Genomic DNA, 25,670 nt, shown 5'->3' on the forward strand with positions numbered 1-25,670 from the left:
GCGCACCGACCAGCAGCGGGTTGATCTCCGCCGCCACGACGTCCGGCTCGTCGACCGATGCGCTGGGCACGGCTCATCGGAGCGATCCTTTCCCGGTCAGACGGTCGCGAGCGGGTGCGCGTGGCGGAGCCGGATGCTCTTGGCGGACAGGTAGCGGCGGCGGTCGGTGATCAAGATCGAGACGAGGGTGCCGACGACCAGCCACGCGGCGAGCTGGGCGATGCCGGTGGTGAGGCCGGTGCCGTCGGTTGCCGCGGCGCGCAGGGCCAAGACGGCGCCGCGGGTCGGGAGGTAGTCGGCGAGTGCGTACAGCGGTCCCGGCAACGTCGAGACGACGCCGGTCGCGCCCGCGAGGACCAGAACGGCCAGGGAGGCGATCCGGCCGGCGCGGCCGAGGATCGCCGCGGCAGCCTGGTTGAGCGCGACGAACGCCGACGCGGCGAGCAGCGCGATCAGCAGGAAGCCGAGGGTGCCGGCGACGCCGAGTTTCAGGACGGGGACGGCGATCGCGGTGATGGCGAGCGCGGCCAGTGCGGCCGCAGTCGCGCCGGGGATGGCGGCGCGGAGGATGATCCGCCAGGTGGGCTCGCGGGCGGTCAGGACGCCGTCCGGCACGGCGCGGGTGACGATGTAGGTGGCCAGGGCCAGCGCCCAGAGGGCGAGCGCGGCGAACAGCGTCAGGGCCAGGGTGCCGATCGGGGTGCCGTCGGTCGTGGCGGTGCTCGGGTCGGCGGCGACGGTCTTGAGGTGGGCGCGTTCGGCGTCGGTGTAGGACGGCACTTGGCCGCGACCCTGGTTCAGCTGGGTGGCGAGTTGCTGGGCGCCGTCGTCGACCTTCTTGGTGCCGTCCTTGAGCTGTCCGGCTCCGGAGGCGAGTTTCTGCGCGCCGGAGTTCGCTTGACGGACGCCGCTGTCGAGCTGACGCGCACCGCTGGCGGCGGACGCGATGCCGGCGGCCAGCTCTCGGGACTTCGAGGCGAGCTGGGCGTTGCCGTCGGCGACCTTGCGGGCCCCGGTCGCCAGCGCCTGGATGGAGTCGCGAGCCTTCACGGCGTTGGCGCGGACGGCGGCTTTGACGCCGTCGATCTTCCCCGCGTCGGTGCTGAACCGGTCCGCGGCTTCCCGGAGCTTGCCGCAGAACGCCGGGGTGCCGGTGCACTCGTCGGCGAGCTGCCGGAACTGCTGGGCGGCGCCGCTTGCCGAGGGGAGGGCGTCGATGGCGGCGATGATCCGGCTGGCCAGCGGGACGACGACGGCGGCGAGTTGCTCGTTGCCGTCGGCGACCTGGTCGGCGCCGTCGGCCAGCTGCCGCGTCAAGGCGGGCAGCCGGGCGGTGTCGCGCTCGGCTTGGGTGAGCCCGGAAGCGAGCTTGCCGGAGCCGGTGGCGAGCTGGGCGGTTCCGGCGGCGAGCTCGTCGGCGCCGGTGCGCAGCTGTCCGGCGGCGTCGTCCAGCTGACGGGTTCCGCCGGCCAGCTGGGTCGCGCCGTCGGCGGCTTGGCCGACTTTCCGGTGCAGCGTCGTGAATCCGATGTAGACGTTGTCCAAGTAGGTCTGCACGACCTGCTGGTTCAGCGTCCGTTGCGTGGCTTGGGCGATGTGGCCGGCCAGGCCGGGATCGCTGACGCCGGCGGCGTCGGACGTCTGCACCTGCAGCTGTGCTTGCCGTGCTTCCAGGGGTTTGGCGGTGGCGGCCGAGGTGGCGCGCGCCGAGAAGTCCTTCGGAATGGTCACCGTGGCGGCGTAGCTGCCGTCGGTGAGGCCCGCGGCGGCATCCCGTGCGTCGGTGAGGACCCAGGTGTAGGCGGAATCTCCGCTGTGGGTGAGGTAGCCCGCGAGCTGACGGCCGAGTGGGATGGTCTGGCCGTTGACCTGGACGGGTTCGTCGTTGTTGACCACGGCGGCCTCGGCGGTGCCGTGATTCGTGTCCGGCGTCCAGAACGCCCAGGTGAGCAGGCCCATGATGATGAGCGGGACGGCGATCAGGCCGGTCCAGGTGCGCCAGGTCAGCGGGCCCGCGGCGAGGGCGCGAGCGGAGTTGGCGAAGGGCTTGAGCATCAGAAGACCTCGGCGGGCTGGACGGCGGTGAGGGCGTGCAGGTGGGCGGCCGCGGGCAGCAGGTCCGCGATGCGCTCGGGGTCCTGGCAGGTCAGCACGAAGGTCGTGGTGCCCCGCTCGGCGAGGAGCTCGCGGACGTGGTCGCGAAGGTCCGCGCGCAGCACGAGGTCGACGTCGTCGACCACGACGAGCCCGGCGTCGCCGTCGCGGGCGATCTGCCGGGCCGGGTCGATCGCGGCACGGCACGGAATGACGGCGACGTCCCGGCGCAGGGCGTGGGTGTGCTGGGGCAGCACCCGGCCGAGCACCTTGAGGTCGCCGGTGAACTTGGTGACCCGGCCGGCGAGCGTGTACGCCAGCGCGGTCTTGCCGCAGGCCCCCGTGCCGTGCAGCACCAGCACGCCGCCGCGGGGAACGCGCAGGGCGACGTCGTGGTACACCGGACGGCCGCGGTCGTCCTCCAGGCGCAGGTCGCGAGCGCTGATCGCCTCGTCGGTGCCGGGCCAGCCGGCGAGCCGCAGCTCGTGCACCAGGGCGTCGCCCTCGGCGTCGAACACCGGCAGTACCCGGTCGAGCTTCGGCGGCAACCCCCAAGCGCGGCGGCCGAGCAGCGCCAGGACCGCGGGCACCAGGGTCATGCGGACGATGAAGGCGTCGATGAAGACGCCGACGGCGAGGCTGAAGGCGATGGGTTTGATGGTGGCGCTGCCTTCGGGAACGAACGCGGCGAACACCGCGAACATGATCACCGCCGCCGCGACCACGACGCGCGATGCGGAGATGAACCCGGACTCGATCGCGTGGTGCGGATCGCCGTGGTGGACGTAGTCCTCGCGGATCCGCGACACGAGGAACACCTCGTAGTCCATCGCGAGTCCGAAAAGGACACCCATGAGGATGATCGGCAGGAAGCTGATCACGCTGCCCGTGTGGGTCACGTTCAGGACGTCCGCGAAGTGTCCTTGCACGAACACGAACGACGTCGCGCCGAAGGCCGCGGCGACCGAGAGCAGGTAACCCGCGGTGGCCTTGATCGGCACCCAGATCGAGCGGAACACCATCGCGAGCAGGATCAGCGACAGCCCGACGACGAGGATCCCGAACGGGAGCAGGGCGCTGCCGAGCTGGGCGGAGACGTCGATCCCGACCGCGGTGATGCCGGTGACCGCGGTCTGCGTCCCGTAGCCGTCGCGGAAGTGTGGTTCCAGGCCGCGTAGCCGGGAGACGAGGTCGTCGGTCTGCGCGGAGTCCGGGGCGGTGGTGGGGACGACTTGGATGATGCCGGTGTCGCCCTTGGGATTCGGGGTGGCCAGGGGAACCGAGGCGACTCCGGGGACGCGGCGGATCTCGTCGGCGAGCTTGTTCACCAGGCCGATCGGGTCGGTGCTGGTGATGATGTCCGCGGTGACGATCAGCGGGCCGTTGTAGCCGGGCCCGAAGTGTTCGCTGACGACCTCGTAGGTGTCACGGGCCGGGCTGCCGTGTTCCTCGGTTCCGTTGTCCGGCAACGCCAGCCGCAGGCTCATGGCGGGGATCGCACAGACGGCGAGCCCGGCGACCACGACCAGCACGGTGACCAGCGGCGCCTTCGTCACGGCACGCACCCACCAGCGCGCGATCGGCGGCTTCCGGCGGCGCCGCTTCCGTTTCGGGGCACGCGGCCGCAGCCGCTTGCCGGCGAAGGACATCAGCGCGGGAACCAGCGTGACGGCGATCGCGACCGCCAGTGCCACGGCGACCGCGGCGGCCACGCCCATGGTGGTCAGGAACGGGATCCCCGCCACGGCCAGGCCGAGCAGGGCGATGACGACGGTGAGACCGGCGAAGATGACCGCCGACCCGGCGGTGGCGGTGGCCCGGGCGATCGACTCCTCGACGTCGAGCCCCTCGGCCAGCTGATCGCGGTGCCGTGAGAGCAGGAACAGGGCGTAGTCGATGCCGACGGCGAGGCCGATCATCACCGCCAGCATCGGCGCGGTCGAGGAGATCGGCGTGACCAGCGTGGCCAGGAAGATCAGCCCGATGGCGACGCCCACCCCGAGAACCGCGGTGATCAGGGGCATGACCGCGGCGATCAGGGACCGGAACATCAACACCAGCACCAGCAGCGCGATGAGCAGGCCGACGCCCTCGGTGGGGCTGAGCTTCGGGACCCGGTCGGAGAACGCGTCGCCGCCGGTGTACACCTTCGCGCCGGTCTGCTTTCCGAGGTCGTCGGCGATCGTCGCGAGCCCGGTCCGGGTGGCCGGATCGACGGCGGCGAGCTGCACCTTCAACGGCACGGCGATCAGCGCGGCCCGGTCGTCCTTCGACACCGCGCCGTCGACGTTCTTGTCGAACGGGTTCACGACCGTGGCGACCTGATCGAGTTTCCCGATCCGCGCGACCGCCTGTGCCACCGCGGCGCGGTTGCCCGGGGTGTCGGCCTTCGCGCCGTCCGGGACCACCAGGACCAGCTGGGCCGACGTGCCGCTCACCTCGGGGAAAACCCGGCCGAGGTGGTCGAGTGCGTCCTGCGACTCCGAGCCGGGGATGGCGAAGGCGTCGTCGGTGCCGTGGTTGAACAACAGCGCCGCCCCGCCGGCCGCCGCCAGTACCACCACCCACAGCGCCAGCACGAGCACCCGGGCACGGGCGGCGGTGCGGCCCAGCCGGTAGAGGAACGACGACACGAGGACTCCTGACCACGTTGGATACGTCGTGTATCGTAATACGCGATGCATCCGATGCGGAGTGCATCCCGTCACTCCAGCGGGTGAGACGGGGAAAGTAGGGTGAACGACATGGCGACCACCAGCGCGGGTCTCGGCACCCCGAAGGGCATGACCCGGCGCCGCGCGGAGACCCGGCGGCGGGTCATGGCGGCGGCCTACGAGGTGTTCACCGAGCTGGGCATCCGCGACGCCCCGGTCGAGCTGATCTGCGACCGCGCCGGCTTCACCCGCGGTGCCTTCTACTCCAACTTCGCCAGCAAGGAAGAGCTGTTCCTCGCGATCTACGAGGTGGAGATGCAGGAGCGCGCCGAGCGGCTGCGCGTCGCCGTCGAAGAGGCAGTCGAGGCCGCACCCGGTTCCGTCGACGAGGTGCTGCAGAAAGCCGGCCTGCTGTTCATGGAGTCCCTCGCCGCCGACGAGACGTGGTACCTGCTCAACGCCGAATTCCGCGCCCAGGCCATGCGGCAGCCGGAACTGCGCGAACCGGCAGCGGCCGCCGAACGCCGCTTCCACGACGCACTCGCGGAAATCCTGCAGAACCTGCTCGGCCGGCTCGACCTGCACCTGACCGTCGACCCGCACAGCGCCGTCGTCACGATCGTGGCCCTCTACGAGACCATGCTCGAACGCGCGATCCTCGACGCACTCCCCGACAAGGCCGACAGCCGATACCTGACCGACGTCCTCCCCCGGCTCTTCACGGCCCTGGTCGCCGACGACGCGTGACGGCTGACCTCCTACCGACGGGTAACGGACCACTGGCTCCCGGCGGGCGATCGCGCGGTGTCCGATGCGCGGTGCCGGGCCGAGACCGCCTGTGGCGCCGTGCCCCTTTACAGTGGGGTTTCAGCGATACCGATCTGGCCAGGTGGGGATGCCGCGTAACCGACGCCCGCAAGACCGGGAAGAGAAACGCGGTGAGATCGTCGCCGCAGCCACGCGGTTGTTCGTGGACGAAGGCTATGACCCCACGACGGTGACGCGGATCGGCCGTGAGGCGGGGGTGACCTCCAACACCGTCTACTGGTACTTCAAGGACAAGGACGAGGTACTGGTCGCTGTCCTGGACGCGCTGTTCGCGCAGTTCCTGGCCGGCGTGGCCGAACGCTCGGCCGAACCGCCGGTCGAGCAGTTGCTGTGGGCGGTCACCGAGTTGCGGCGGGTCGACCGGCTGATCACGACGGTGCACGCCAGGGTCGCGGCATCGGAGTCACTGCGGGTCTGGCACGACGGCTTCCACGCGCAGGTGGAGGCGATCCTGCGGTGGCACCTGGCCGCGTTGGGCGTGCCGGAGACCGAGCAGGAGGCGATGACCCGGATCGGGGTGTTCGTCGTCGAAGGGATGCTGACCCACGCAGGCGACGCCGCGGGCGATCGCGCCGTCGTCGAGACGTTGGTGCGCAGCGCCCGCGGCATCGCCGCCGTGGTGGGCTCCCCCGACGCCAGGTGATGCGGCGGGCCGGCTACCGGCTGAACCGGGCCGCGAGGAACCGGATCTGGTCTGCGACGGCACGCTCGAACAGGTCACCGACGTAGATGTCGAAGTGGTCGCCCTCGTAGTGGTTGACCTGGACATGGTCCTGCCCGGCCGCACGGCGGGTCGTGGTGCGCGCCGGGGCGGCGCGGTCGTCGTCGCACACGCACAACAAGGTCGCCGCGGCGATCTTGCGCAGGTCCTTGCCCGGCCGGTACAGCGGCAATCGCAACGCGAGCCGGGCCGCGATCGCGTTGGCGCTGTCGCCGCCACCGTCCGAACCCATCATGACGCCCCAGATCGTGTCGCGGCCGACAGCGGTGTCGCCGGGGCGGAACGGCTGCCCGCCCGTCTCGACGGTCGCAGACAGTCCGCTGCCCACGGCCGGGACCCGGGCAAGGACCCCGGCGGTGCGAGGCGAGAGCCGAGACCCCGCCGGGATGAGCTTGGACGCCGCGGCGATCGCGGTCGGCGACACCAGGAAGGCGGGCATCCACCACACCCCGACCACCGGAGCCAGCACCGGCTTCGCCCCGAACACCGACCCGGCGATGTCGAGCAGCGCGGCGACGACGAGCCCGACCATGCTCACCGGGCCGGATCGGAACCGGGAGAGCAACGACGCCGGACCGTCGGTGAACGGACACTGGGCCACCACCGCGGCCAAGCCGTGGTCCTCGCTGGCGACCCGCAGCACGTGCCCGCCACCGAACGAGGTCCCCCACACCGCGATCCGGTCCGGGTCGACCTCCGGCAGGGACCGGCCGTAGGCCAGTGCCGCCCGCCAGTCGTCGAGCTGGTCGCCGATGTCGAGCAACTGCCGAGGGGATCCCGCACTGGCCCCCAGGTACCGGTAGTCGAAGACCAGCACCACCCACCCCTGCGCGGCGAACCGCTCCGCGAACGCGTCCAACCGCCACTCCCGCACCGCGCCCAGCCCGTGCGCCATGACCACCAACGGCCGCGGCCCGCCTCCCGCTGCCGGCAGGTACAGCCACGCCGCGCACCGCACGCCCCCGGACTCGAACCACACGTCGCGCCGCACCGGCGTCGGGTAGCTGTCCTTCTCCGCCGAAGCTTCCATCGCCCACCTTGCTCAGCCCACCTGCCGCTCTTGACTTGCGATCAAGAGATGATGGACATGAAGGTAGGTCTCTCTTGATCGCAAGTCAAGAAACGAGATCTGGCGCTGCGACGCCGTCGCTCATCGGCGCACTCGTCCGCTGCCCCGACAGGCCAGTCACCGGCCACGGTCGAACTTCCTCGCGGATCTCGTCGGCTACGGTCGCGGCGAGGCGGTGGAACTCGGCGACGCCTCGAGGGTGAAGTGCTCGACGCGGATCATCGAGGGTGGTGCGTCCCGTGGGACACGGCGTGGGGCAGAGCCCCACGGGACGACACTGCACATAAGGGGGTCCAACAGTTGAGCTGCAAAGACGTCCCACCGGACCACGCTGGATCCAGTTGGATTTCGTGAATCAGCAGCCGCAGGTGTAGTACGTGATGTCCCAGTGGTTGCCCTCGTCGCAGTAGAGGTTGCCGGAGGCCGCCTTCCACTGTGGGTAGCCGTCGCCGCGCAGGCCGATGTAGCCGAAGTTGTTCTTGATGTAGCCGTCGATGCAGCTGTTGTGCGCGATGTCCACCTTGTAGCCGTTCCAGTGGCTGTAGGTGCCGGACGCGTGCCCGGTTTCGGTGCCCCCGGTGATGTTGATGGCGCAGCCGCTCGCCCGCTTCAGCGTGATGACCCCGCTGACCGTGCTCTGGTTGATCTGCTCGTAGGACGTGCAGGTCGAGTTGTAGCGGTCGGTGCAGCCGCCGCTCGACGAGTGCGTCACCCCGGCGGCGGACAACTGCGACGCCGCCTGTGCCTGGGTGAGCTTGGTGACCTCGACGGTCGCCGAGGCGGTGCCGATGGTGGCGAACACCGCCGTCGCGGCGGACGCGGCCAGCCCCAGTGCCACCCGCGCCAGCATCCGTTGTCCCGGCATGGTTTGTCTCCCTCGTACGACGATCCGGACGCCCGCGAGCCAAATCGGGGCGGCCATAACTTCGCCAAACGGGACGCCCGCGGGCGACCGCCCGGCGGCGTCAGGTCCTGATCTTCGTCAAGACTTCACGAGTCCGGTCCCGGTCCGGGGCGGCCCCGGTGACGGCGTTGAGTTCCCGCAGCGCCCGCAGCTCCCACAGCGGGAACCCGAGCTCGCGGAACAGGGCCGCCGACGTGCGCAGCAGCCGCGCCGCCTCGGCGGGGGCGCCGGCGTCGGCCTGCGTCCGCCCGAGGCTGAGCAGCGCGTACCCGGCGCCGCGGCGGTCGCGCAGCTCGCGGAACACGCCCATCGCGACGAGCAGGTGCCGCCGCGCGGCCGCCGGGTCGCCCGCGCGGCGGGCGGCCTCGGCGAGGCTGCGGTGGGTATAGGCGGCCGCGTGCCGGTGCCCGATCTGCTCGAACAGCGTCAGCGACCGGGTCAGGAAGTGCCGGCCGTCGGCGAGTTCGCCGGCGTCGGTGTGCAGGTCGCCGAGGCTGCGCAGGACGTGGGCTTCCCAGTGCCGCTCCCGGGTGCGGACGGCGCCGCCGAGCGCGCCGGTGAGCAGGTCGGCCGCCTGGTCGTGGCCGCCGTGCCGGCGCAGGACGTCGGCGTAGCGCTTCGCGGCCTGGTCGTGCCGGCGGCCGTCGTCGCACTCCCGGGCGAGCAGCATGCTCACCTCGAAGCTCTCGACCGCGCGCCGCACGTCGCCGACGTCTTCGGCCAGGGAACCCAGCTGCGCCGCCGCGGCCGCCTGCCCGCGGCGGTCCCCGCACGCGCGCAGCAGGCCGATGGCTTCCTGCAGTTCGGCCTCGGCAGTCCGCGGGTCACCGCCGTCGAGGTGGACGTCGGCGAGCGCGGCCAGCACCGCGCCGGTGCCCTGCGGGTCCTCCAGCGCGCGGTAGCGGTGCTCGGCCATGACGAAGTAGTTCTGCGCCCGGTGCCAGTGGCCGTGCTGCGAATGCACGGCACCGAGGTTGTAGAGCTTCTCGGCCTCCGCGCGCGGGTCACGGCGGCGGCGGGCCGCGGCCAGCCCCAGCACCGAGACGGCGCGGGCGGCGTGGCCGAGCCACGGCGTGCCCGCCAGCGCGGTGCAGGCGTCGGCGAGCCGTTCGGTCAGGTCGTGCCAGCCGTGGGCGCCCGCCAGCCGGGCGGCGGCCGCGAGGTGGCCGGTCTCCCCCGCCGCCCAGGCGGCCGGGTCGGCGGTGATCCGGCGGGCGACCGCCGCCGGTTTGGGCAGGCCGGGCGCCGGACGGCCGCGGGCGTGTTCGGCGAGCGCCAACGCCACTTCGCACGCCCGGCGCAGCGCGGCCTGGTCGGTCTCCCCCGGCGTCTCGGCCAGCACCAGCCGCACGAACGGGCGCACCGCCCAGCGCGGCCCTGCGGGTCCGATCAGGTGCGCCGCGGTCAGCTCGTCGAGCCGGTCGCGGGCTTCGTCGGCGGACCGGTCGAGCAGGGCCGCCGCGCACCAGTCCGGGACCGGGCCGTCGAAGGCGGCGAGCAATCGCAGCAGGGACACGTCGGCGGTAGGCCGCTCGCGCAACGCCGAGCTGACGGCGGCGCGGACGCCGAGGTCGCCGGCGGACAGCTCGTCGAGCCGGCGGCGGTCGTCGGCCAGGCGTGCGGCGAGGTCGGCGACGCGCCGGCCCGGCCGCGTCGCCAGCTTCACCCCGGCGATCCGGACGGCGAGCGCGAGGCCGGCGCAGTGTTCGAGAAGCCGTTGTGCCGCCTCGGGTTCCGCTTGCAGGCGCGGTTCCCCGGCGATCGCCGCGAGCAGCGCCCACGCGTCCTCTGTGGACAGTTCGGGCACCGCGACTGCCCGGGCGCCGCACAGTCCGGGCAGCTCCCGGCGCGCGGTGACGAGCGTGGCGCAGCCGGGCCCGCTCGGCAGCAGGGCCCGCACCTGGGCCTCGGACGCGGCGTCTTCGAGCAGCACCAGCAGCCGCCGGTCGGCGGTGTAGCCGCGCCAGAGCCCGGCCAGCCCGGCGCGGTCGGCCAGCTCCGCCGGGGTCGCACCCAGGCGGCGCAGGAACCCGGTCAGCACGGCCGCCGGCTCGGCCGGTGTCCCGTCTTCGGCGCGCAGCGAGGCGATCAGCTGGCCGTCGGGGAACCGGCGGCGGACGCGCCAGGCGGCTTGGACCGCCAGCGCGGACTTGCCGGCCCCGGCGGCGCCGTGCAGCACCACCGGCGCCGGACCTCGCAGCGCGCGGACGACGTCGGCGAGTTCGGCCGCCCGCCCGGTGAAGTCGGGCACCGCGGGCGGCAGCTGGGCGGGTGGCCCCGGCGTCGTCCACTCGGTGCCGGCGATCCGGCGGTACACCGCGGTGAGGTCGGCGCCCGGCCACACGCCCGCCTCGTCCCACAGCGCCCGCCGGGTCCGGCGAAGCACCTCCAGCGCCGATTCGCGGCGACCGACGGCGCCGAGCGCGGCGGCGAGCCGGGCGGCGAACACCTCGTCCGCCGGCCGCGCCGCGACCACCGGGTCGAGCCGCTCGACCACGGCCCGGCCGTCGCCGTCGGCCAATTCCAGCTCGACCAGCTGCAGCAGCGCCGCCGAGCGCCGGTCTTCCAGCCACAGCTTGTGCGCCTCCAGCAGCGGCCCGCCCGCGACGTCGGCGAACGCGTCGCCGCGCCAGCACGCGAGGGCCCGCTCAAGTGCCCGGCGCCGCTGGGCCCGGTCGTCGGCGCCCGAGGACAGCAGCGCCAGGAAGTCGTCCGCGTCCAGCTCCCCCGGCTCGACGGTCAGCGCGTAGCCCCGCGGCCCGGACCGCAGCCGCTGCCCGGCTTCGGCGGCCCCGAGACCGGGCGAGAGCGTCTTGCGCAGCTTCGAGACGGTGACCTGCACGATTGCCGCGGCGCTCGACGGCGCACCGTCCGGCCACAGCTCGTCGACCAGCGTGTCGCGGCCGACGAACTGGCCGGCGCGGGCGAGCAGGACGGCGAGCAGCCGCCGCGGCTGGGCCGCCGACGGCAAGGGGACGGAGGCCGTCAACGGCCCTAGGACCTGGAACCGCACGGCTACAACACCCCACCCGCGAGATCACCTGATCGAGCGAGCTGAATCTAACCTTCCGGCGCGCCGGCGGAACCCCGCTCACCCGGATGGCCGACGACGTTCGTCCTCACGCGTGCGTGAGCAGTTTCGCCAGCAGCTCCGGGTGCTGCGCCAGCCCTTCGCGCAAGGTGTGCTCGCGCAACGGCTTCAGGTCGCCGTAGGGCCGGTTCGCCCAGTCCAGGGCGCCCTGCGGCGGCTCGGGGTCGTACTCGATGGCGAACTGGATGTTCGTCGCCACCTGCCGCCCCGCCAGCCGTTCGGCCAGGTGCAGCGCCAGGTCGATGCCCGCCGAGACGCCCGCGGCGGTGATCACCCGGCCGTCCTCGACCCACCGCCGCGCGACCGGCGTCGCGCCGAGGCCGGGCAGCAGGTCGCGGAACATCCAGTGCGTCGTCGCCTCCCTGCCCTCCAGGAGCCCGGCCGCGCCGAGGACGAGCGATCCGGTGCAGACCGACGTCACGAGTTCGGCGCCTGTGGCCGCGGTGCGCAGCCAGGCGAGGAGGCGCTCGTCCGCCATCGCGCGCAGCGTCGGCACGGTCCCGCCGGGTACCAGCACCGCGAAGGGCGACGGCACCTCGTCGAACGTGTGGCTCGGCGCGATCCGCAACGGCGTGTCGGTGCCGACGGTGTCCTTCGTGGCCCCGACGACGACGGTCCGGTAACTCGGCACGAACTGGGCCAGCGCGCTCAGCACCTGCAGCGGGCCCACGAGGTCCAGCGGGGTCAGGCCGGGGTAGACGACGAAGGCGATGGTCTTCTGCTCATCGGTCATGCGGTCCACCGTGGCGAGAACCGGGCCGCCGGGAAGCGGGGATGTCCGGATTCCTGCGAACCACGTCCGAGCGCCGGGCGGGACTGCTAGCGTTCGATCATGGCAGGGTCACCCAGACGGGTCGTGATCGTCGGTTTCGCCGACGCCGAGCTCCTGGACATCGCCTGCCCCGCCGATGTGTTCGACGCGGCGAACCGGCTCGGCGCGCGGCCGCCGTACGACCTGCAGCTCGCTTCGGTCGACGGCCACGGCATCCGCACCGGCTCCGGGCTGACGCTGCAGCCGCACCTGCGGCTCGACCAGGTCGCCGGCGACCTGGACACCCTGGTCGTGTCCGGCGGCTGGGGCAGCACGGCCGCGGCGGCCGACGAGCGCGTCCTGACCCACGTCCGGCGGCTCGCCCGCACCAGCCGCCGGATCGCGTCGGTGTGCACGGGCGCGGAGGTGCTGGCCGCGGCGGGGTTGCTGAACGGCCGCCGCGCGACAACGCACTGGCGCTACGCGGCGCGCCTGGCGAGGGACTACCCGTCGGTGACGGTGGACCCGGTGCCGCTGTACGTCCGCCACGGCAACGTCTACACGGCGGCGGGCGTGACGAGCGGCCTGGACCTGACGCTGTCGCTGGTGGAGGCCGACCACGGCCCGTCACTGGCCCGCGAGGCGGCCCGCGCGCTGGTCACGTACCTGCAGCGGCCGGGGAACCAGGCCCAGGTCAGCCTGTTCCTGGCCGGGCCGCCGCCGGAGCACCGCGAGGTCCGCGACCTCACGGCGTACATCGCCGAGCACCTCGACGCCGACCTCGGCACCCCGGCACTGGCGGCCAGGGCGGGCATCAGCACCCGCCAGCTGACCCGCCTGTTCGACGCCCACCTGGGCACGACCCCCGGCCGCTACGTCCGCACGATCCGCACTGAGCAGGCGGCCCGCCTGCTGTCCGGCACCGACCTCCCGCTGGCCACGATCGCCCGCCGCTGCGGCTTCGGCTCGACCGAGACACTGCGCCAGGCCTTCCTCGACCACTTCGACACCCCACCGTCGGCCTACCGCCGCGTCCACGTCCGCCAGGCCTACGGCTGACCCTCGTGTCGTCCCGCCAATCACGCGAGATGCCCTTCCAATCACGCGAGATGCCTCTCCAATCACGCGAGTTGCGGCTCTGATCACGGAGTTGCCGTGCGGGAGGGGACGACACGCGTGATTGCGGGGACGACACGCGTGATTGGCGGGACGACACGGCGAAGGCGGGAGGAACCGGGCGGCACGGCGGCCCGTTGCGGACGCGGCGAAACCCGCTGTCAGGATGTGCGGGTGGACCGCCCTGACCTCGACGACGACGAAACCGGCCCGATCCGCCGGATCACGGACGAGGTGTCCCTTTCGCCGGGTACGCCCCGCAAGCCTGCCCGCCGCGCCCCGGCCGAGGGCGCCTCCCGCGCGGCCGACCCCGCCCGCCGCCGGACCGACACCGGCGCGCAGCGGCTTCCCGCCGGGACCAACGGCGGCCGGCGCGTCCCGGCCGCGGACAAGCGAGCCGACACCGGTCCGCAGCGCGCTACGCGGGTTCCCGCGGAGTCCGGCCGTGCGGACGGCCCTCGCACCCGCCGTGGCGACACCGGACCGCAGCCTGTCCCCGCTGACGGCCGCCGCGGGGACACCGGACCCCAGCGCATCGCCGCGGACGACGGCCGCGTCCCTCGCCGCGGCGACACCGGGCCGCAGAGCCTCCCCGCCGAAGGCGACCGCGCCGCTCGGCGCGGAGACATCCAGACCCGGCGCAAACCCCCCGAAACCGGCCACGGTCATGGGCACGGCCACGGCCACGGCCCCGCCGCCCCGGCCTCCCGCCGCGTGCGGCTCCTCCTGATCTGGCTGCTCGCTCCGCTCGCCCTGGCCACCGTCGTCGGGATGGTCGTGCTCTACCCCTGGGGCAAGGCGTCGCCGACGAGCGTCGTCCCGCAGGGCACCCCCGTGCACGCCGACATCCGCACCACCACCAGCGGGCCCTGCCTGGCCCAGGGGCAGGTGCAGGTCGGCGACCAGTCCGACCCGAACGCGAAACCCTGCCTGACCGTCGAGCTCGCCATGACCGACGGCCCCGCCGCCGGGAAGCCGCTCAAGCTGACCGTGCCGATCGAGCCCAGCACCCCGCGGTTCGCCGCCGGGGACGCCGTCGTGCTCGCCTACAACGGCGGGAACGCCGGTGATCCGGCCAGTTTCCAGCTGGTCGACTTCCAGCGCGGGACCCCGCTGCTCGTGCTGGCCGCGCTCTTCGCCGTCGCGGTGCTGGTGCTCGGCCGGTGGCAGGGCATCGCCGCGCTCGTCGCGCTCGGGCTGTCCTTCGTCGTCATCGCGCTGTTCATCCTCCCGGCCATCCTCGCCGGCGAGAACCCCCTGGTCGTGGCCATCGCCGGGGCGGGGGCGATCATGTTCATCGCGCTGTACCTGACGCACGGCCTCTCGGCGAGGACGTCCGCCGCCGTGCTCGGGACGCTCGTCAGCCTCGCCCTCATCGGCGTCCTGTCCGCGATCTTCTCCGCCGCCGCCTCGCTGACCGGGCTCGACGACAGCACGTCGACGCTGATCGGCTCGCTGGGCCACGGCATCGACGCGCGCGGGCTGCTGCTCGCCGGCGTCGTGATCGGCGCGCTCGGTGTGCTCGACGACGTCACCGTCACCCAGACCAGCGCCGTCTGGGAGCTCCGCCGCGCCAACCCGGACCTGACGTGGCGCGAGCTCTACAGCTCGGGCCTGCGGATCGGCCGCGACCACGTCGGTTCGGCGGTCAACACGCTCGTGATGGCCTACGCCGGGGCCGCGCTGCCGGTGCTGCTGTACTCGTCGATCTCCGGCGTCGGCCTCGGCGCGCTGCTCGGCAGCGAGGAGATCGCCCAGGAGATCATCCGCACGCTCGCGGGCAGCGTCGGCATCGTCGCGGCCGTCCCGGTGACCACCGTCCTGGCCGCGCTGATCGCCTCCCGCGAGCCCGCGGGACACCTGAGCCACGCCACCGCGAAAGCCGTGGCGTGACTCAGCCCAGCGTCGCCACGAACCGGCTGACGGCCTCCATCGTGAAGCGCTGCACGTACTTGCCCGACGGCGCCACCGACGCCAGCCGGTAGAGCGGGCGCTCGGCCACGCCGGAACCGCGCGCTTCGGCCTTCAGCTCGGCCACCAGCAGCTCGCCGAACACGAGGCCGTTCGCCTCGGTGTTGTTCATCAGCGCGTTCGCGAGCTTCCGCAGCTGCAGGATGCCCAGCTCGCGCCCGCCGGTCCCGGAGAACACCGCGAGGTCGACCTTCGCGACCTTCCCCCGCTGGCCGGCGTTGACCAGCAGGCTCACCGTGCGGCTGCCCCGGACGTCGCCGACGACGAGGTCGAGCCGCGTCGCCGTGACCAGGTCGACCCGGCGCAGGCCCCACGTGCGCACGAGCAGCGTCGAGCCCTCCAGCCAGACGCGGCGGCGGATGCTGACCGCCATCACGTACAGCAGCGGCAGCGCGATCACCAGCGCGACGACCAGGCCGGTCACCGTGCCGCCGATCAGGCCGGCGATCCCGCCGAACGCCGCCGCGACGATCACCACGCCGATCAGGCCCGAGATCCCGCGGCGACGGCGGCCGCGCGGGTCCTCCTCGAACAGCGCGACGCGTTCGGTCGTCCCCTCCGCCATGCTCATGCCCCCGTCCCGGCGAGGAACGGGTTGCCCGCGCGTTCCCGGCCGATCGTCGTCGCCGGGCCGTGGCCCGGCAGCACCACCGTGTCGTCCGGGAAACCGGCCAGCAGGCTCCGCAGCGCCTCCCCCACGTCCCCGCGGCCGACCGAGCCGGCGAACAGCGTGTCGCCGGTCAGGGCGAGCCGCCCGCCTTCGGCCGTCTCCAGCGCGATGACCACCGAGCCCGGGGTGTGGCCCGGCACGTGCCGGACGTCGACGTCCAGACCGGCGAACGCACCCGCCGCAAGGGGCACGCTGTCGCCGTCGTAGAGCGGGGCGTCGGCCGGGTGCAGGTGCAGCGGGACGCCGTGTTCGGCCGAGAGCGAGGCCGCCGAAGCGACGTGGTCCGGATGCCCGTGGGTGGCCAGCAGAGCGGCCGGGACCAGCCGGTGCTCGGCGAGCGCGGCGGCCAGCGGCGCAGCCACCTCCTGCCCCGGATCCACGACCACGCACGGCCCGCCGGCGGCCGCCGCCAGCAGGTAGCAGTTGGCCTGCAGCGGGCCGCTGCCGAACCCGACGACGAGCACCGAACGCCTCCCCGGACATCCGCGCCGGATGGCGCCGATCACGATCGGGTTGAGACTAGCGGGCCCTGTACATGGTCCTCACAGGCTGTGCCCATACACTGCCGCTACCTCAAACGTGTGAGACGAGCGGAAACCTGGAGGGTACGGGGTGGCGACCAACCAGCAGCGCCGCGAAGCTGCGAAGCGCAAACTCGAGCGGCAGCTCGAGCGCCGATTGGAGCAGCAGAAGCGACGCAGGATGATCGGGGCTGGTGTGGTCGGCGTGGCCGTCCTCGTCGTCGCCGGTGTCGTCGTGTGGATCGTAAGCGCGAACAGCGGTGACAGCCCCACCGCGGCGCCGTCGTCCTCGGCCGCCCCGCCGCCGACCGACCTCCAGATCCCGACGCAGCGCACCGCGCTGCCGAAGCGGTCGAAGGCGCTGCCGAACCCGACGACGTGCGACTTCAAGGCCGACACGACGGGCAAGGCGCCGAAGAAGGTGAACCTGCCCGACGGCAAGAACGTCCCGTCGACCGGCACGGTGAACGTGACGCTCAAGAGCACCGCGGGCGACATCCCGCTGACGCTCGACCGGGCGCTCGCCCCCTGCGCGGTGCAGAGCTTCGTCAGCCTCGCCAAGCAGAACTTCTACAACGACACCATGTGCCACCGGCTCGGCACCGAGGGCCTGCAGATGCTGCAGTGCGGTGACCCGTCGGCCACCGGCGACCCGACCCAGGACGGCCAGGGCGGCCCGGGCTACACGATGCCGGACGAGGCGTTCCCGGAGATCAAGTACGGCCGCGGCATCCTCGCGATGGCGAAGACGCAGGCCCCGAACTCCGGCGGCAGCCAGTTCTTCATGGTCTACGGCAACGCCGACGGCCTCCCGGCGGACTACTCGGTGTTCGGCAGCATCAGCGACGAGGGCCTGAAGGTGCTCGACGCGGTGGCGAAGGCGGGCATCGCGAACCCGAACCCGCAGGACGGCACCGGAGCGCCGACCAAGCAGGTCAAGTTCACCGGCGTCACCGTCTCCTAGTGCCGCCCCGCTTCGAGCTGAACGGGGATCCACTCGGCCCGGACGCCGCACTCGCGGGAATGGTCTCCTACGGCCACTTCACCGCGATGCAGGTCCGGGACGGGCGGGTCCGCGGGCTCGCCTTCCACCTCGAGCGGCTCGTGACGAGCACCCGGCTGCTGTTCGGCACCGAACTCGACGCCGAGCTCGTGCGGTCCTACGTCCGGCAGGCGATCGCGGGCGAATCCGCGCTTTCGGTCCGGGTCGTCGTGCTCACGCGGTCGCTCGACGACCCGATGACCCCGGACATCCTCGTCCGGACGGGGCCGCCGCACCCGGCCGACCCGGCGCCGCTGCGCCTGCGGACCGTGCGCTACGAGCGCGATCTGCCCCACGTCAAGCACCTCGGCACGTTCGGCCTGATCCACCAGAGCCGCCAAGCGCAGCTGGCGGGTTTCGACGACGCGCTGTTCGTCGACCACCGGGGCCGGATCAGCGAAGCGTCGATCTGGAACGCCGGCTTCCTCACCGGGGACGGCGTCGTGTGGCCGGAAGCCGCGGTGCTGCCCGGGATCACGATGCTGGTGCAGCAGGAAGCCTTGCGGCGGCTCGGCGTGCCGCAGGAGACGCGCGAAGTCCGGCCCGCCGACCTGCGCGCCTTCGACGCGATGTTCGTGACGAACTCCGAAACGCCGGTACGTCCGGTCGCCGCGGTCGACGACCTCGTGCTGCCGCCGGCGGACCGCGCCGTGGCCCTGCTCGCCGAGGCGTACGAGACCGTGCCGTGGGACAAGATCTGAACCGCGTCCGCACCGGCCCCGTGTAGAGGGGCAACACCGGCGACCCGCCGAGGGCCGCCGGGGAGAGGTGCCGACATGGTCGAGAACCCGGTTCCCGCGGTCCGCCGCGTCCTCGGACGGGCCGGCCAGGCCGGCTGCGCCGGCATCCTCTTCGCCGTGCTCGCCGGCGGTCCGGCGTTCGCGCAGGGTGACCCGCCGCCGCCGGTGAAGTACTTCATCGTGCCGCACGCCGACAACCCGGAAGACATCACGCTGTTCCGGATCGCCGAACGCGCGCTCGGCGACGGGCGGCGCTTCCCGGAGATCTTCCAGCTCAACCAGGGCCGGCTGCGGCCGGACGGCACGCCGTTCACCGACCCGACCGCGATCGAGCCCGGCCAGGTGCTCCAGCTGCCCGCCGACGCCGTCCAGGACCCGGGGGTGCAGTTCGGCCCGCTGCCGTCGTCTCCGCCGCCCGTCCCGGCGGCGAAACCCGCGCCGGCGGCGAAATCCGCGCCGGCCGCGGAACCGTCCGGTCTCGGCGCCGGGCTGGCTTCGGCCGTCAGCGGCACCGGGGGCCTGCTGACCGGTCTGCTCGCCGGGCTGTGGTGGCGGCGGCGCCCCCAGCTGCTCCCGCCGCCGCCGTTCGAGCCGCCCGCGGCCGAGGAGGACGAGGACGACTTCGGCGCCGGCTCGGTCAGTGGGACCCTGCCGCTGCCGATCGTGGTCCCCGAACCGCGTCCGGACGTCGTCGTGCGGCCCGAGCCCGTCACCACCGAGCTGGCGATCATCGTGCTCGACACGGCCGAGAACCAGGTGATCGCCGCGGTCCGGCCGGGCTCGCGGTTCCACTTCCGGATCGGCCCGGAACCGGACTTCGCGGACAGCTCCACCGTGCTCGTGATCGACGGCGAGCGCGACGCGCCCTGACCCCGGGGCGTGCGTGCCGGGTCACCCTGCGCTGAACGGATCAACCGGCGCCGGAACACTGGCCATCGAGCCGCCGGTCCCGCGATAGTCGTCTCATGACCTGGGATCCGTTCGGCACCCTCGGGAAGGCGCTGTGGATCGGCGGCGCACCGTGGACCGGAAAGTCCACCGTGGCCCGGCTGCTGGCCGAGCGGCACGGCCTGACGACCTACCACCACGACGACCGGGCCCGGCCCGGCACCCCGCTGCCGGACGACCTCCCGGTGGGCGACCAGCTGACCGCGATGATGGCGGAGTTCGGGAACCGCTTCCGCTGCGCCCTCGACGACCTGCGCGCGCTGACCTCACCGCGGCCGATCGTCGCCGAGGGCCGGGGCCTGCGCCCGGAGCTGGTCGCCCCGCTCGTGGACTCGCCCGGGCGCATGGTGGTGCTGGTGCCGACCGAGCTGTTCCGCCAGCACCAGCTGCGGCACCGGCCGGACGAACCGGCGATCCCGGTGCAGCGGACCCGGCTGACCCGCGACCGGATGCTCGCCGCCCACGCCGTGCGCGCGGCGCGGGACCTCGGCATCCGCGTCATCGAGATCGACGGGAAGCTCGACCCCGCCGGCGTCACCGACGTCGTCGCCGAGCACTTCCACGCGTACCTGGAGGGCTGAGGGGTCAGCGGAAGGTGAAGCGCGGCGGGCGCCGCTCGAGGAACGCGGCGACGCCCTCGGCGTAGTCCTCGCCGTGCAGGGCGTCCGAGCGGATCTCCTCGACCTCGGCGTCCGGGGCCTTCTGCCCGGCGACGATCTTCTCGATGATCCGGTTCATCCCGCGGATCGACGCCTGGGAGCGCGAGCACAGCGTCTCGGCGAAGGCCAGCGTCGAAGCTTCGAGGTCATCGGCCGCGAAGACGTCGTTGAGCAGGCCGATCTCGCGGGCGCGGCCGGCGCTGATCAGCTCGCCGGACAGCAGGAAGTACTTGGCGTGCGCCGGGCCGACCAGCGACACGAGCTGACGCGTCGAGTCGAAGTCGTAGACGATGCCGAGCTTCGCCGGGGTGATGCCGAACCGGGAACCCTCGGCGGCGAACCGGAAGTCGCAGGCGACCGAGACCTGGCAGCCACCGCCGATGCAGTTGCCCTGGATCATCGCGACCGACGGCTTCCGCATCGCCGTCAGCGCGGCGACCGCGCCCGCGACGGCCTTGTCGTAGCTCGCCGCGCCGTCGGCCGTGGTGCGCAGTTCCCCGAACTCGCTGATGTCGGCACCCGCGGAGAAGTGCTGCCCGGCGCCGGCGATCACCAGCACCTTCAGCGCGGGGTCGGCCTCGACCTCGGCCACGACGTCCGGGATCGCCGACCACATGCCGTAGGTGATGGCGTTCATCTTCTCCGGCCGGTTCAGCGTCAGGCGGGCGGTTTCGCCTTCGCGCGTCAGGTGGAATCCGTCGGTCATGAACCGCACCCTAGCCGCTCGCCCTCAGCGAAACCGGGGGTGTGTGACACGGTCGTATCGCTACCTTGGGGCCATGGCGACGATCGAGGCGAACGGGACGGCGTTCGGCTACGACGAAGCGGGCGAGGGGCCCGCCGTCGTGCTGCTGCACGCCGCCATCGGCGACCGCCGGATGTGGGACGCGCAGTTCGCCGAGCTCGCCGCCGCCCACCGGGTGATCCGCTACGACCGCCGCGGGTTCGGCGAAACCCGCGGCGAAACCGGCGAACACGCCCACTACGAGGACCTGCTGGCCCTGCTCGACGCCCGGGGGATCGAGCAGGCCGCGCTGGTCGGGGCGTCGATGGGCGGGGCGTGCGCGCTGGACGCCGCCCTGGCCGCGCCGGAGCGGATCACCCGGCTGGTGCTGCTCGGCTCGGGGCTCACCGGGCACACCTGGCCGGACCACATGCAGGCGGACATCGCGCGGCTGACCGCCGAAATCCTGCCCGCCGGCCGTCTCGACCGCTACCGCGCCCGCACGGGCGACGTCGACCCGGCGGACGTGCGGGCGATGGCGGAGGCCAACATCCGGTACATGGTCGCCGGGCCGGAGCGGGACGTTTCCGTGCTGCCGGGCGAAATGGTCGCGCTGGTCCGGGAAATGTGCGAGCAGGTGTACCGGCACGACTGGACCGCTCCACAGTGGACGGAACGGATCCCGGACACCCGGCACCGGCTCGCCGAGATCACCACGCCCGCCCTGGTGGTGATCGGGACGGCGGACGCGCGCGGGCTGGTCGAGCTGTCCATGCACCTGGCGGAATCCCTGCCGCACGCCGAACTCGTGGAACTGGCCGACACGGGTCACCTGCCGTCGATGGAACGGCCGGCCGAGGTGAACGCCCTGCTGCGGAAGGTTCTCTCCTAAGCCGGATCGACGCGCTCGACCAGCTCCTCGCTCCACGACCGGATGGCCGACGCCTGCTCGGGCGTCAGTGCGTCGAGGACCGACCGGCGGATGTTGGCCCCGTGCGCCCGGGTCGCGCTCTCGGCCAGGCGGCGGCCTTCGGCGGTCAGCTCGATCCCCGTGCGCCGGCCGCCGGCGCCGTCCTCGGACCGCGCGGTCAGGCCGCGCTTCTCCATGCGCGTCAGCAGGTGGGAGACGCGGCTCTTGTCCCAGCCGAGCGCGTCGGCGAGCTCGCCGACGCGCATCGGGCGCCGCAATGTCACCAGCACGCTGAACTCGGCCTTCGAGATGCCGCAGTCGCGTTGCAGGCCGCGGTCGAGCTCGCGCAGGAGCAGGCGCTGCGCGCGCATCCAGGTGTCCCAGAACGCCCAGTCCTCGGGGCTCATGTCGGCCATCCCGACAGTCTAAGCTAGAGTTGACGTATCAACTCTTGGGGAAAGGACATCCACGAACACGCTCGTTCGTGGCGGCATGGTGGTCAGCATGGATCCGGCGACCGGGAATCTCCCCCGCGGTGACGTGCTCGTCGAGGACGGCCGGATCGCCGCGGTCGGCCCGCACATCGAGGCGGACGGCGCCGAGGTCGTCGACGCCTCGGGCAAGCTCGTCCTGCCCGGGTTCGTCGACACCCACCGGCACACCTGGCAGACCGCCTTCCGCGGCCTCGGCGCCGACTGGACGTTCGGCCAGTACCGCGTCGCCGTGCACGGCACGCTCAAGCCGCACTACCGGCCGGAAGACGTCTACCTGGGCAACCTGCTCGGGCGGATCGAAGCGCTGAACTCCGGCGTCACGACCATGCTGGACTGGTTCCACTGCGCCGACCGTCCCGAGAACGCCGACGCCGCGATCCAGGCGCTGCGTGACGCACCCGGTCACTCGATCTTCTGCTACGGCGCCGCGGGCCCGGACATCGCGCCGGAGATCCGGCGGGTGCGTGCGACGCTGGCGGCCGAGGACATGGCGCTGGGCCTGCGCGGCCCGGTCATGTCCACAATGGACGAGACGGCCACGGATGTCACGCTGGCGCGGGAACTCGGGCTGCGGGTGAGCGTGCACGTCCACGGCACCGGCGGCTGGCCGCACGGCGACCGGCCGATCGCGGGGATGCACGAGCGCGGCCTGCTCGACGACCGCACGACCGTCGTGCACGGCAACGGCCTCTCCGACGACCAGCTCGCGATGCTGGCCGACGCGGGCGGCTCGGTGTCGATCAGCCCCGACGTCGAGCTGAAGATGGGCTTCGCGCCACCCATCACCGGCCGCGCGATGGCCGCCGGGATGCGCCCCTCGCTGTCGGTCGACGACTGCCCGTCGGCCGGGGGCGACCTGTTCGGCGCCATGCGCACGGCGTTCGCGATCGACCGCACGGTCCGGGCGCGGGACGTCCTCGGGTTCGCCACCATCGACGGCGCCCGGGCCTGCGGGCGCGCCGCCCGGACCGGCAGCCTCACCGTGGGCAAGGACGCCGACCTCGTCCTGCTCGACGCCGAGGACCCGGCGGTCTTCCCCGTCGGCGATCCGGCCGGGACTCTCGTCAGCGCGGGGCACCCCGGCCTGGTCGACAGCGTCTTCGTCGCCGGGAAGGCGGTCAAGCGCCACGGCCGGCTGCTCGGCGTGGCCCTGCCGGCGTTGCGCGCCCGGCTGCTCGAATCCCGCGACCGGATCGCCGCGGCCGCGGGCATCGCCGTCGACGGGTCGTGGGTTCCTCAGGAAGCCGACGTCACGCGGTAGACGTCGTAGACGCCTTCCACGCCGCGGACCACCTTGAGGACGTGGCCGAGGTGCTTCGGGTCGCCCATCTCGAACGAGAAGCGGCTGACCGCGACCCGGTCGCGGGACGTCGTCACCGAGGCCGACAGGATGTTGACCTTCTCGTCGGCCAGCACCTTGGTCACGTCCGAAAGCAGCCGGTGCCGGTCGAGCGCCTCGACCTGGATGGCCACCAGGAACACCGAAGACGCCGAGGGCGCCCACTCGACCTCGACCAGCCGCTCGGGCTGGGACTGCAGGTCACCGGCGTTCGTGCAGTCGGTGCGGTGCACCGAGACGCCGCCGCCGCGCGTGACGAAGCCGAGGATCTCGTCGCCCGGGACCGGGGTGCAGCAGCGGGCGAGCTTCGCCCAGACGTCGCTGGCGCCCTTGACCACCACGCCGACGTCGTTGGAGCCGCGGCGGCGGGTCACCGTGGACGGCGTCGCGCGCTCGGCGAGCTCCTCCTCCGCCGCGTCGACGCCGCCGATGAGCGCCACCAGCCGCTGCACGACGTGCTTCGCGCTGGTGTGCCCCTCCCCGACCGCCGCGTACAGCGACGAGATGTCGGAGTGGCGCAGCTCGGTGGCGACCGCGCCCATGGACTCCGCGGAGACCAGCCGCTGGATCGGCAGCCCGACCTTGCGGATCTCCTTGGTGATGGCTTCCTTGCCGCCTTCGATCGCCTCGTCGCGGCGTTCCTTGGCGAACCACTGCCGGATCTTGGCGCGTGCCTTCGGCGAGCCGGCGAACTGCAGCCAGTCGCGCGACGGCCCGGCGTTCTCCGCCTTCGAGGTGAAGATCTCGACGACTTCGCCGTTCTCCAGCTTGCGTTCGAGCGCGACCAGCCGGCCGTTGACGCGGGCACCGATGCAGCGGTGGCCGACCTCGGTGTGCACGGCGTAAGCGAAGTCGACCGGCGTCGACTCCACCGGCAGCGTGATCACGTCGCCCTTCGGCGTGAACACGAAGATCTCGCGGGAGGCCAGTTCGTAGCGCAGCGACTCGAGGAAGTCGCCCGGGTCCGCGGCCTCTCGCTGCCAGTCGAGGAGCTGGCGCATCCACGCCATCTCGTCGACGTCCATGGCGTTGCCGTTGTGCGTGCCCTTGGTTTCCTTGTAGCGCCAGTGCGCGGCGATGCCGTACTCGGCGGTGCGGTGCATCTCGTAGGTGCGGATCTGCACCTCGAGGGGCTTGCCGTCGGGGCCGATCACCGTCGTGTGCAGCGACTGGTAGACACCGAACCGCGGCTGCGCGATGTAGTCCTTGAACCGGCCGGGCACGGGCTGCCACAGCGCGTGGACGACACCCATCGCCGCGTAGCAGTCGCGGACGTCCTCGACCAGGATCCGCACCCCGACCAGGTCGTGGATGTCGTCCAGGTCGCGGCCGCGGACGATCATCTTCTGGTGGATCGAGTAGTAGTGCTTGGGCCGGCCCTCGACCTTCGCGGTGATCCGCGACGAGACGAGGTTGCTGGTCAGGTCGGTAATCACCGACCGCAGGTAGATGTCGCGCGACGGTGCGCGGTCGGCGACCAGGCGCACGATCTCGTCGTACTTCTTGGGCTGCAGGATGGCGAACGCGAGGTCCTCCAGCTCCCACTTGACCGTGGCCATGCCGAGCCGGTGGGCCAGCGGGGCGAGGACCTCGAGCGTCTCGCGGGCCTTGCGGGCCTGCTTCTCCGGCGGCAGGAAGCGCATGGTGCGCATGTTGTGCAGCCGGTCGGCGAGCTTGATGACCAGCACCCGCGGGTCCTTGGCCATCGCGATGACCATCTTGCGGATGGTCTCGGCCTCGGCGGACGAGCCGAGCTTCACCTTGTCCAGCTTCGTGACACCGTCGACCAGCTCGGCGACCTTGTCGCCGAAGTCGGCCTTCAGGCTCTCGACGGCGTAGCCGGTGTCCTCGACCGTGTCGTGCAGCAGCGCCGCGACGAGGGTGGTGGTGTCCATGCCCAGCTCGGCGAGGATGGTGGCGACGGCGAGCGGGTGGGTGATGTACGGGTCGCCGGACTTGCGCCGCTGGTTGCGGTGCAGTTCCTCGGCGACGTCGTAGGCGCGCTGGAGCAGCCCGAGATCGCCGTTCGGGTGCAGCTCGCGGTGGATGACGGCCAGGGGTTCGAGGACCTGCTTGACCGGGGCGGCGCGCTGGGCGGTGATGCGCCGGGCGAGGCGCGCCCGGACCCGCCGGGTCGCGGACGGATTCGGCGCCGCGCCGTTCGGTTTCGGCGGCGCGGGCTGTCCCGCCGCCTGCCCGTTCTGCTGGGCGCCCTGCTTCGCGGGCACCGCGGCGTCGAGCTCCTGGCTCACCCGCACCTCCTGCTGCTCGTGCGGCCTTCGGACCACCAGGGTAGCCGTTGCGCCTCGCAGCCCTGTCGGGTGCGCCCGTTCAGGGGGATGTGGGGCCCGTCACCAGGGCCTTCACGGTCGTGGGTGGCAAGGCGGGTTGTTAAACGCCAGGGCCCACACCACCAGCCGCGGC

The 25,670-nt window shown here is 72.8% G+C and carries 20 protein-coding genes and 1 pseudogene; 10 read left to right on the forward strand and 11 right to left on the reverse strand.

The window, feature by feature from the left end; translation table 11 throughout:
• Positions 1-96 precede the first annotated feature (96 nt).
• Both AB0M93_RS07900 and AB0M93_RS07905 read right to left on the reverse strand, forming a co-directional pair.
• Positions 97-2,055, reverse strand: a complete 1,959-nt coding sequence (locus AB0M93_RS07900) for a YhgE/Pip family protein (protein WP_364269609.1) — start codon at positions 2,053-2,055, stop codon at positions 97-99.
• Complete coding sequence (locus tag AB0M93_RS07905; protein ID WP_364269611.1) at positions 2,055-4,727, reverse strand: MMPL family transporter; 2,673 nt, start codon at positions 4,725-4,727, stop codon at positions 2,055-2,057. The genes AB0M93_RS07900 and AB0M93_RS07905 overlap by 1 nt, the downstream gene beginning before the upstream one ends.
• A 111-nt stretch (positions 4,728-4,838) precedes the next feature.
• Here AB0M93_RS07905 and AB0M93_RS07910 point away from each other — a divergent pair, with 111 nt between their 5' ends.
• Complete coding sequence (locus tag AB0M93_RS07910; RefSeq protein ID WP_364269613.1) at positions 4,839-5,495, forward strand: TetR/AcrR family transcriptional regulator; 657 nt, start codon at positions 4,839-4,841, stop codon at positions 5,493-5,495.
• Between the two features lie 148 nt (positions 5,496-5,643).
• Positions 5,644-6,219, forward strand: a complete 576-nt coding sequence (locus AB0M93_RS07915; protein ID WP_364269615.1) for a helix-turn-helix domain-containing protein — start codon at positions 5,644-5,646, stop codon at positions 6,217-6,219.
• A gap of 13 nt (positions 6,220-6,232) precedes the next feature.
• Here the strand turns inward: AB0M93_RS07915 and AB0M93_RS07920 are convergent, their stop codons facing one another.
• The 4 genes from AB0M93_RS07920 to AB0M93_RS07935 form a co-directional block, all read right to left on the reverse strand.
• A complete protein-coding gene (locus AB0M93_RS07920; RefSeq protein WP_364269617.1) occupies positions 6,233-7,327 on the reverse strand; it encodes an alpha/beta fold hydrolase in 1,095 nt (364 codons plus the stop codon).
• A 394-nt stretch (positions 7,328-7,721) separates the two neighbouring features.
• Positions 7,722-8,231, reverse strand: coding sequence for a hypothetical protein (locus tag AB0M93_RS07925; protein WP_364269619.1), 510 nt, complete (start codon positions 8,229-8,231; stop codon positions 7,722-7,724).
• Between the two features lie 100 nt (positions 8,232-8,331).
• Positions 8,332-11,259, reverse strand: coding sequence for a BTAD domain-containing putative transcriptional regulator (locus AB0M93_RS07930; RefSeq protein WP_364269621.1), 2,928 nt, complete (start codon positions 11,257-11,259; stop codon positions 8,332-8,334).
• A gap of 130 nt (positions 11,260-11,389) precedes the next feature.
• The gene (locus AB0M93_RS07935) at positions 11,390-12,094 is read right to left on the reverse strand and encodes a DJ-1/PfpI family protein (RefSeq protein WP_364269622.1); all 705 of its coding nucleotides are present in this window, start codon (positions 12,092-12,094) and stop codon (positions 11,390-11,392) included.
• 99 nt (positions 12,095-12,193) lie between these two features.
• Here AB0M93_RS07935 and AB0M93_RS07940 point away from each other — a divergent pair, with 99 nt between their 5' ends.
• Both AB0M93_RS07940 and AB0M93_RS07945 read left to right on the forward strand, forming a co-directional pair.
• Positions 12,194-13,171 carry a GlxA family transcriptional regulator gene (locus AB0M93_RS07940; protein ID WP_364269624.1) on the forward strand — a complete coding sequence of 326 codons (978 nt, stop codon included), beginning with the start codon at positions 12,194-12,196 and terminating at the stop codon, positions 13,169-13,171.
• 231 nt (positions 13,172-13,402) lie between these two features.
• The gene (locus tag AB0M93_RS07945) at positions 13,403-15,121 is read left to right on the forward strand and encodes a YibE/F family protein (protein ID WP_364269626.1); all 1,719 of its coding nucleotides are present in this window, start codon (positions 13,403-13,405) and stop codon (positions 15,119-15,121) included.
• Position 15,122: 1 nt separating this feature from the next.
• Here AB0M93_RS07945 and AB0M93_RS07950 read toward each other — a convergent pair whose 3' ends face one another.
• Positions 15,123-15,770, reverse strand: a complete 648-nt coding sequence (locus AB0M93_RS07950; protein ID WP_364269628.1) for a hypothetical protein — start codon at positions 15,768-15,770, stop codon at positions 15,123-15,125.
• Positions 15,767-16,333, reverse strand: coding sequence for an MBL fold metallo-hydrolase (locus AB0M93_RS07955; protein WP_364269630.1), 567 nt, complete (start codon positions 16,331-16,333; stop codon positions 15,767-15,769). The genes AB0M93_RS07950 and AB0M93_RS07955 overlap by 4 nt, the downstream gene beginning before the upstream one ends.
• A gap of 148 nt (positions 16,334-16,481) precedes the next feature.
• On the opposite strand from AB0M93_RS07955, the gene AB0M93_RS07960 reads away from it, so the two are divergent.
• From AB0M93_RS07960 to AB0M93_RS07975, 4 genes are all read left to right on the forward strand, one after another.
• Positions 16,482-17,354, forward strand: a complete 873-nt coding sequence (locus tag AB0M93_RS07960) for a peptidylprolyl isomerase (RefSeq protein WP_364269632.1) — start codon at positions 16,482-16,484, stop codon at positions 17,352-17,354.
• Entirely contained in the window at positions 17,354-18,133 is a 780-nt protein-coding gene (locus AB0M93_RS07965) for an aminotransferase class IV family protein (RefSeq protein WP_364269634.1), read from the forward strand. Before AB0M93_RS07960 ends, AB0M93_RS07965 begins: the two co-directional genes overlap by 1 nt.
• 75 nt (positions 18,134-18,208) lie before the next feature.
• The gene (locus AB0M93_RS07970; RefSeq protein WP_364269636.1) at positions 18,209-19,042 is read left to right on the forward strand and encodes a hypothetical protein; all 834 of its coding nucleotides are present in this window, start codon (positions 18,209-18,211) and stop codon (positions 19,040-19,042) included.
• 95 nt (positions 19,043-19,137) lie between these two features.
• The gene (locus AB0M93_RS07975; RefSeq protein ID WP_364269638.1) at positions 19,138-19,701 is read left to right on the forward strand and encodes a hypothetical protein; all 564 of its coding nucleotides are present in this window, start codon (positions 19,138-19,140) and stop codon (positions 19,699-19,701) included.
• 4 nt (positions 19,702-19,705) lie between these two features.
• Here AB0M93_RS07975 and AB0M93_RS07980 read toward each other — a convergent pair whose 3' ends face one another.
• Positions 19,706-20,485: an enoyl-CoA hydratase-related protein gene (locus AB0M93_RS07980; protein ID WP_364269640.1), complete on the reverse strand. Its 780-nt coding sequence runs from the start codon at positions 20,483-20,485 to the stop codon at positions 19,706-19,708.
• A gap of 73 nt (positions 20,486-20,558) precedes the next feature.
• Here AB0M93_RS07980 and AB0M93_RS07985 point away from each other — a divergent pair, with 73 nt between their 5' ends.
• The gene (locus tag AB0M93_RS07985) at positions 20,559-21,395 is read left to right on the forward strand and encodes an alpha/beta hydrolase (RefSeq protein WP_364269642.1); all 837 of its coding nucleotides are present in this window, start codon (positions 20,559-20,561) and stop codon (positions 21,393-21,395) included.
• Here AB0M93_RS07985 and AB0M93_RS07990 read toward each other — a convergent pair.
• Complete coding sequence (locus AB0M93_RS07990) at positions 21,392-21,829, reverse strand: MarR family winged helix-turn-helix transcriptional regulator (protein ID WP_364269644.1); 438 nt, start codon at positions 21,827-21,829, stop codon at positions 21,392-21,394. The genes AB0M93_RS07985 and AB0M93_RS07990 overlap by 4 nt on opposite strands.
• A 64-nt stretch (positions 21,830-21,893) precedes the next feature.
• On the opposite strand from AB0M93_RS07990, the pseudogene AB0M93_RS07995 reads away from it, so the two are divergent.
• A pseudogene (locus AB0M93_RS07995) lies at positions 21,894-23,168 on the forward strand (amidohydrolase family protein); the annotation flags it as partial.
• On the opposite strand, the gene AB0M93_RS08000 reads toward AB0M93_RS07995, so the two are convergent.
• The gene (locus AB0M93_RS08000; protein ID WP_364269646.1) at positions 23,144-25,498 is read right to left on the reverse strand and encodes a bifunctional (p)ppGpp synthetase/guanosine-3',5'-bis(diphosphate) 3'-pyrophosphohydrolase; all 2,355 of its coding nucleotides are present in this window, start codon (positions 25,496-25,498) and stop codon (positions 23,144-23,146) included. The pseudogene AB0M93_RS07995 and the gene AB0M93_RS08000 overlap by 25 nt on opposite strands.
• Between the last annotated feature and the right edge of the window lie 172 nt (positions 25,499-25,670).

Origin of the sequence: Amycolatopsis sp. NPDC051102 (assembly GCF_040682815.1) — a bacterium.
Classification (GTDB): Bacteria; Actinomycetota; Actinomycetes; order Mycobacteriales; family Pseudonocardiaceae; genus Amycolatopsis.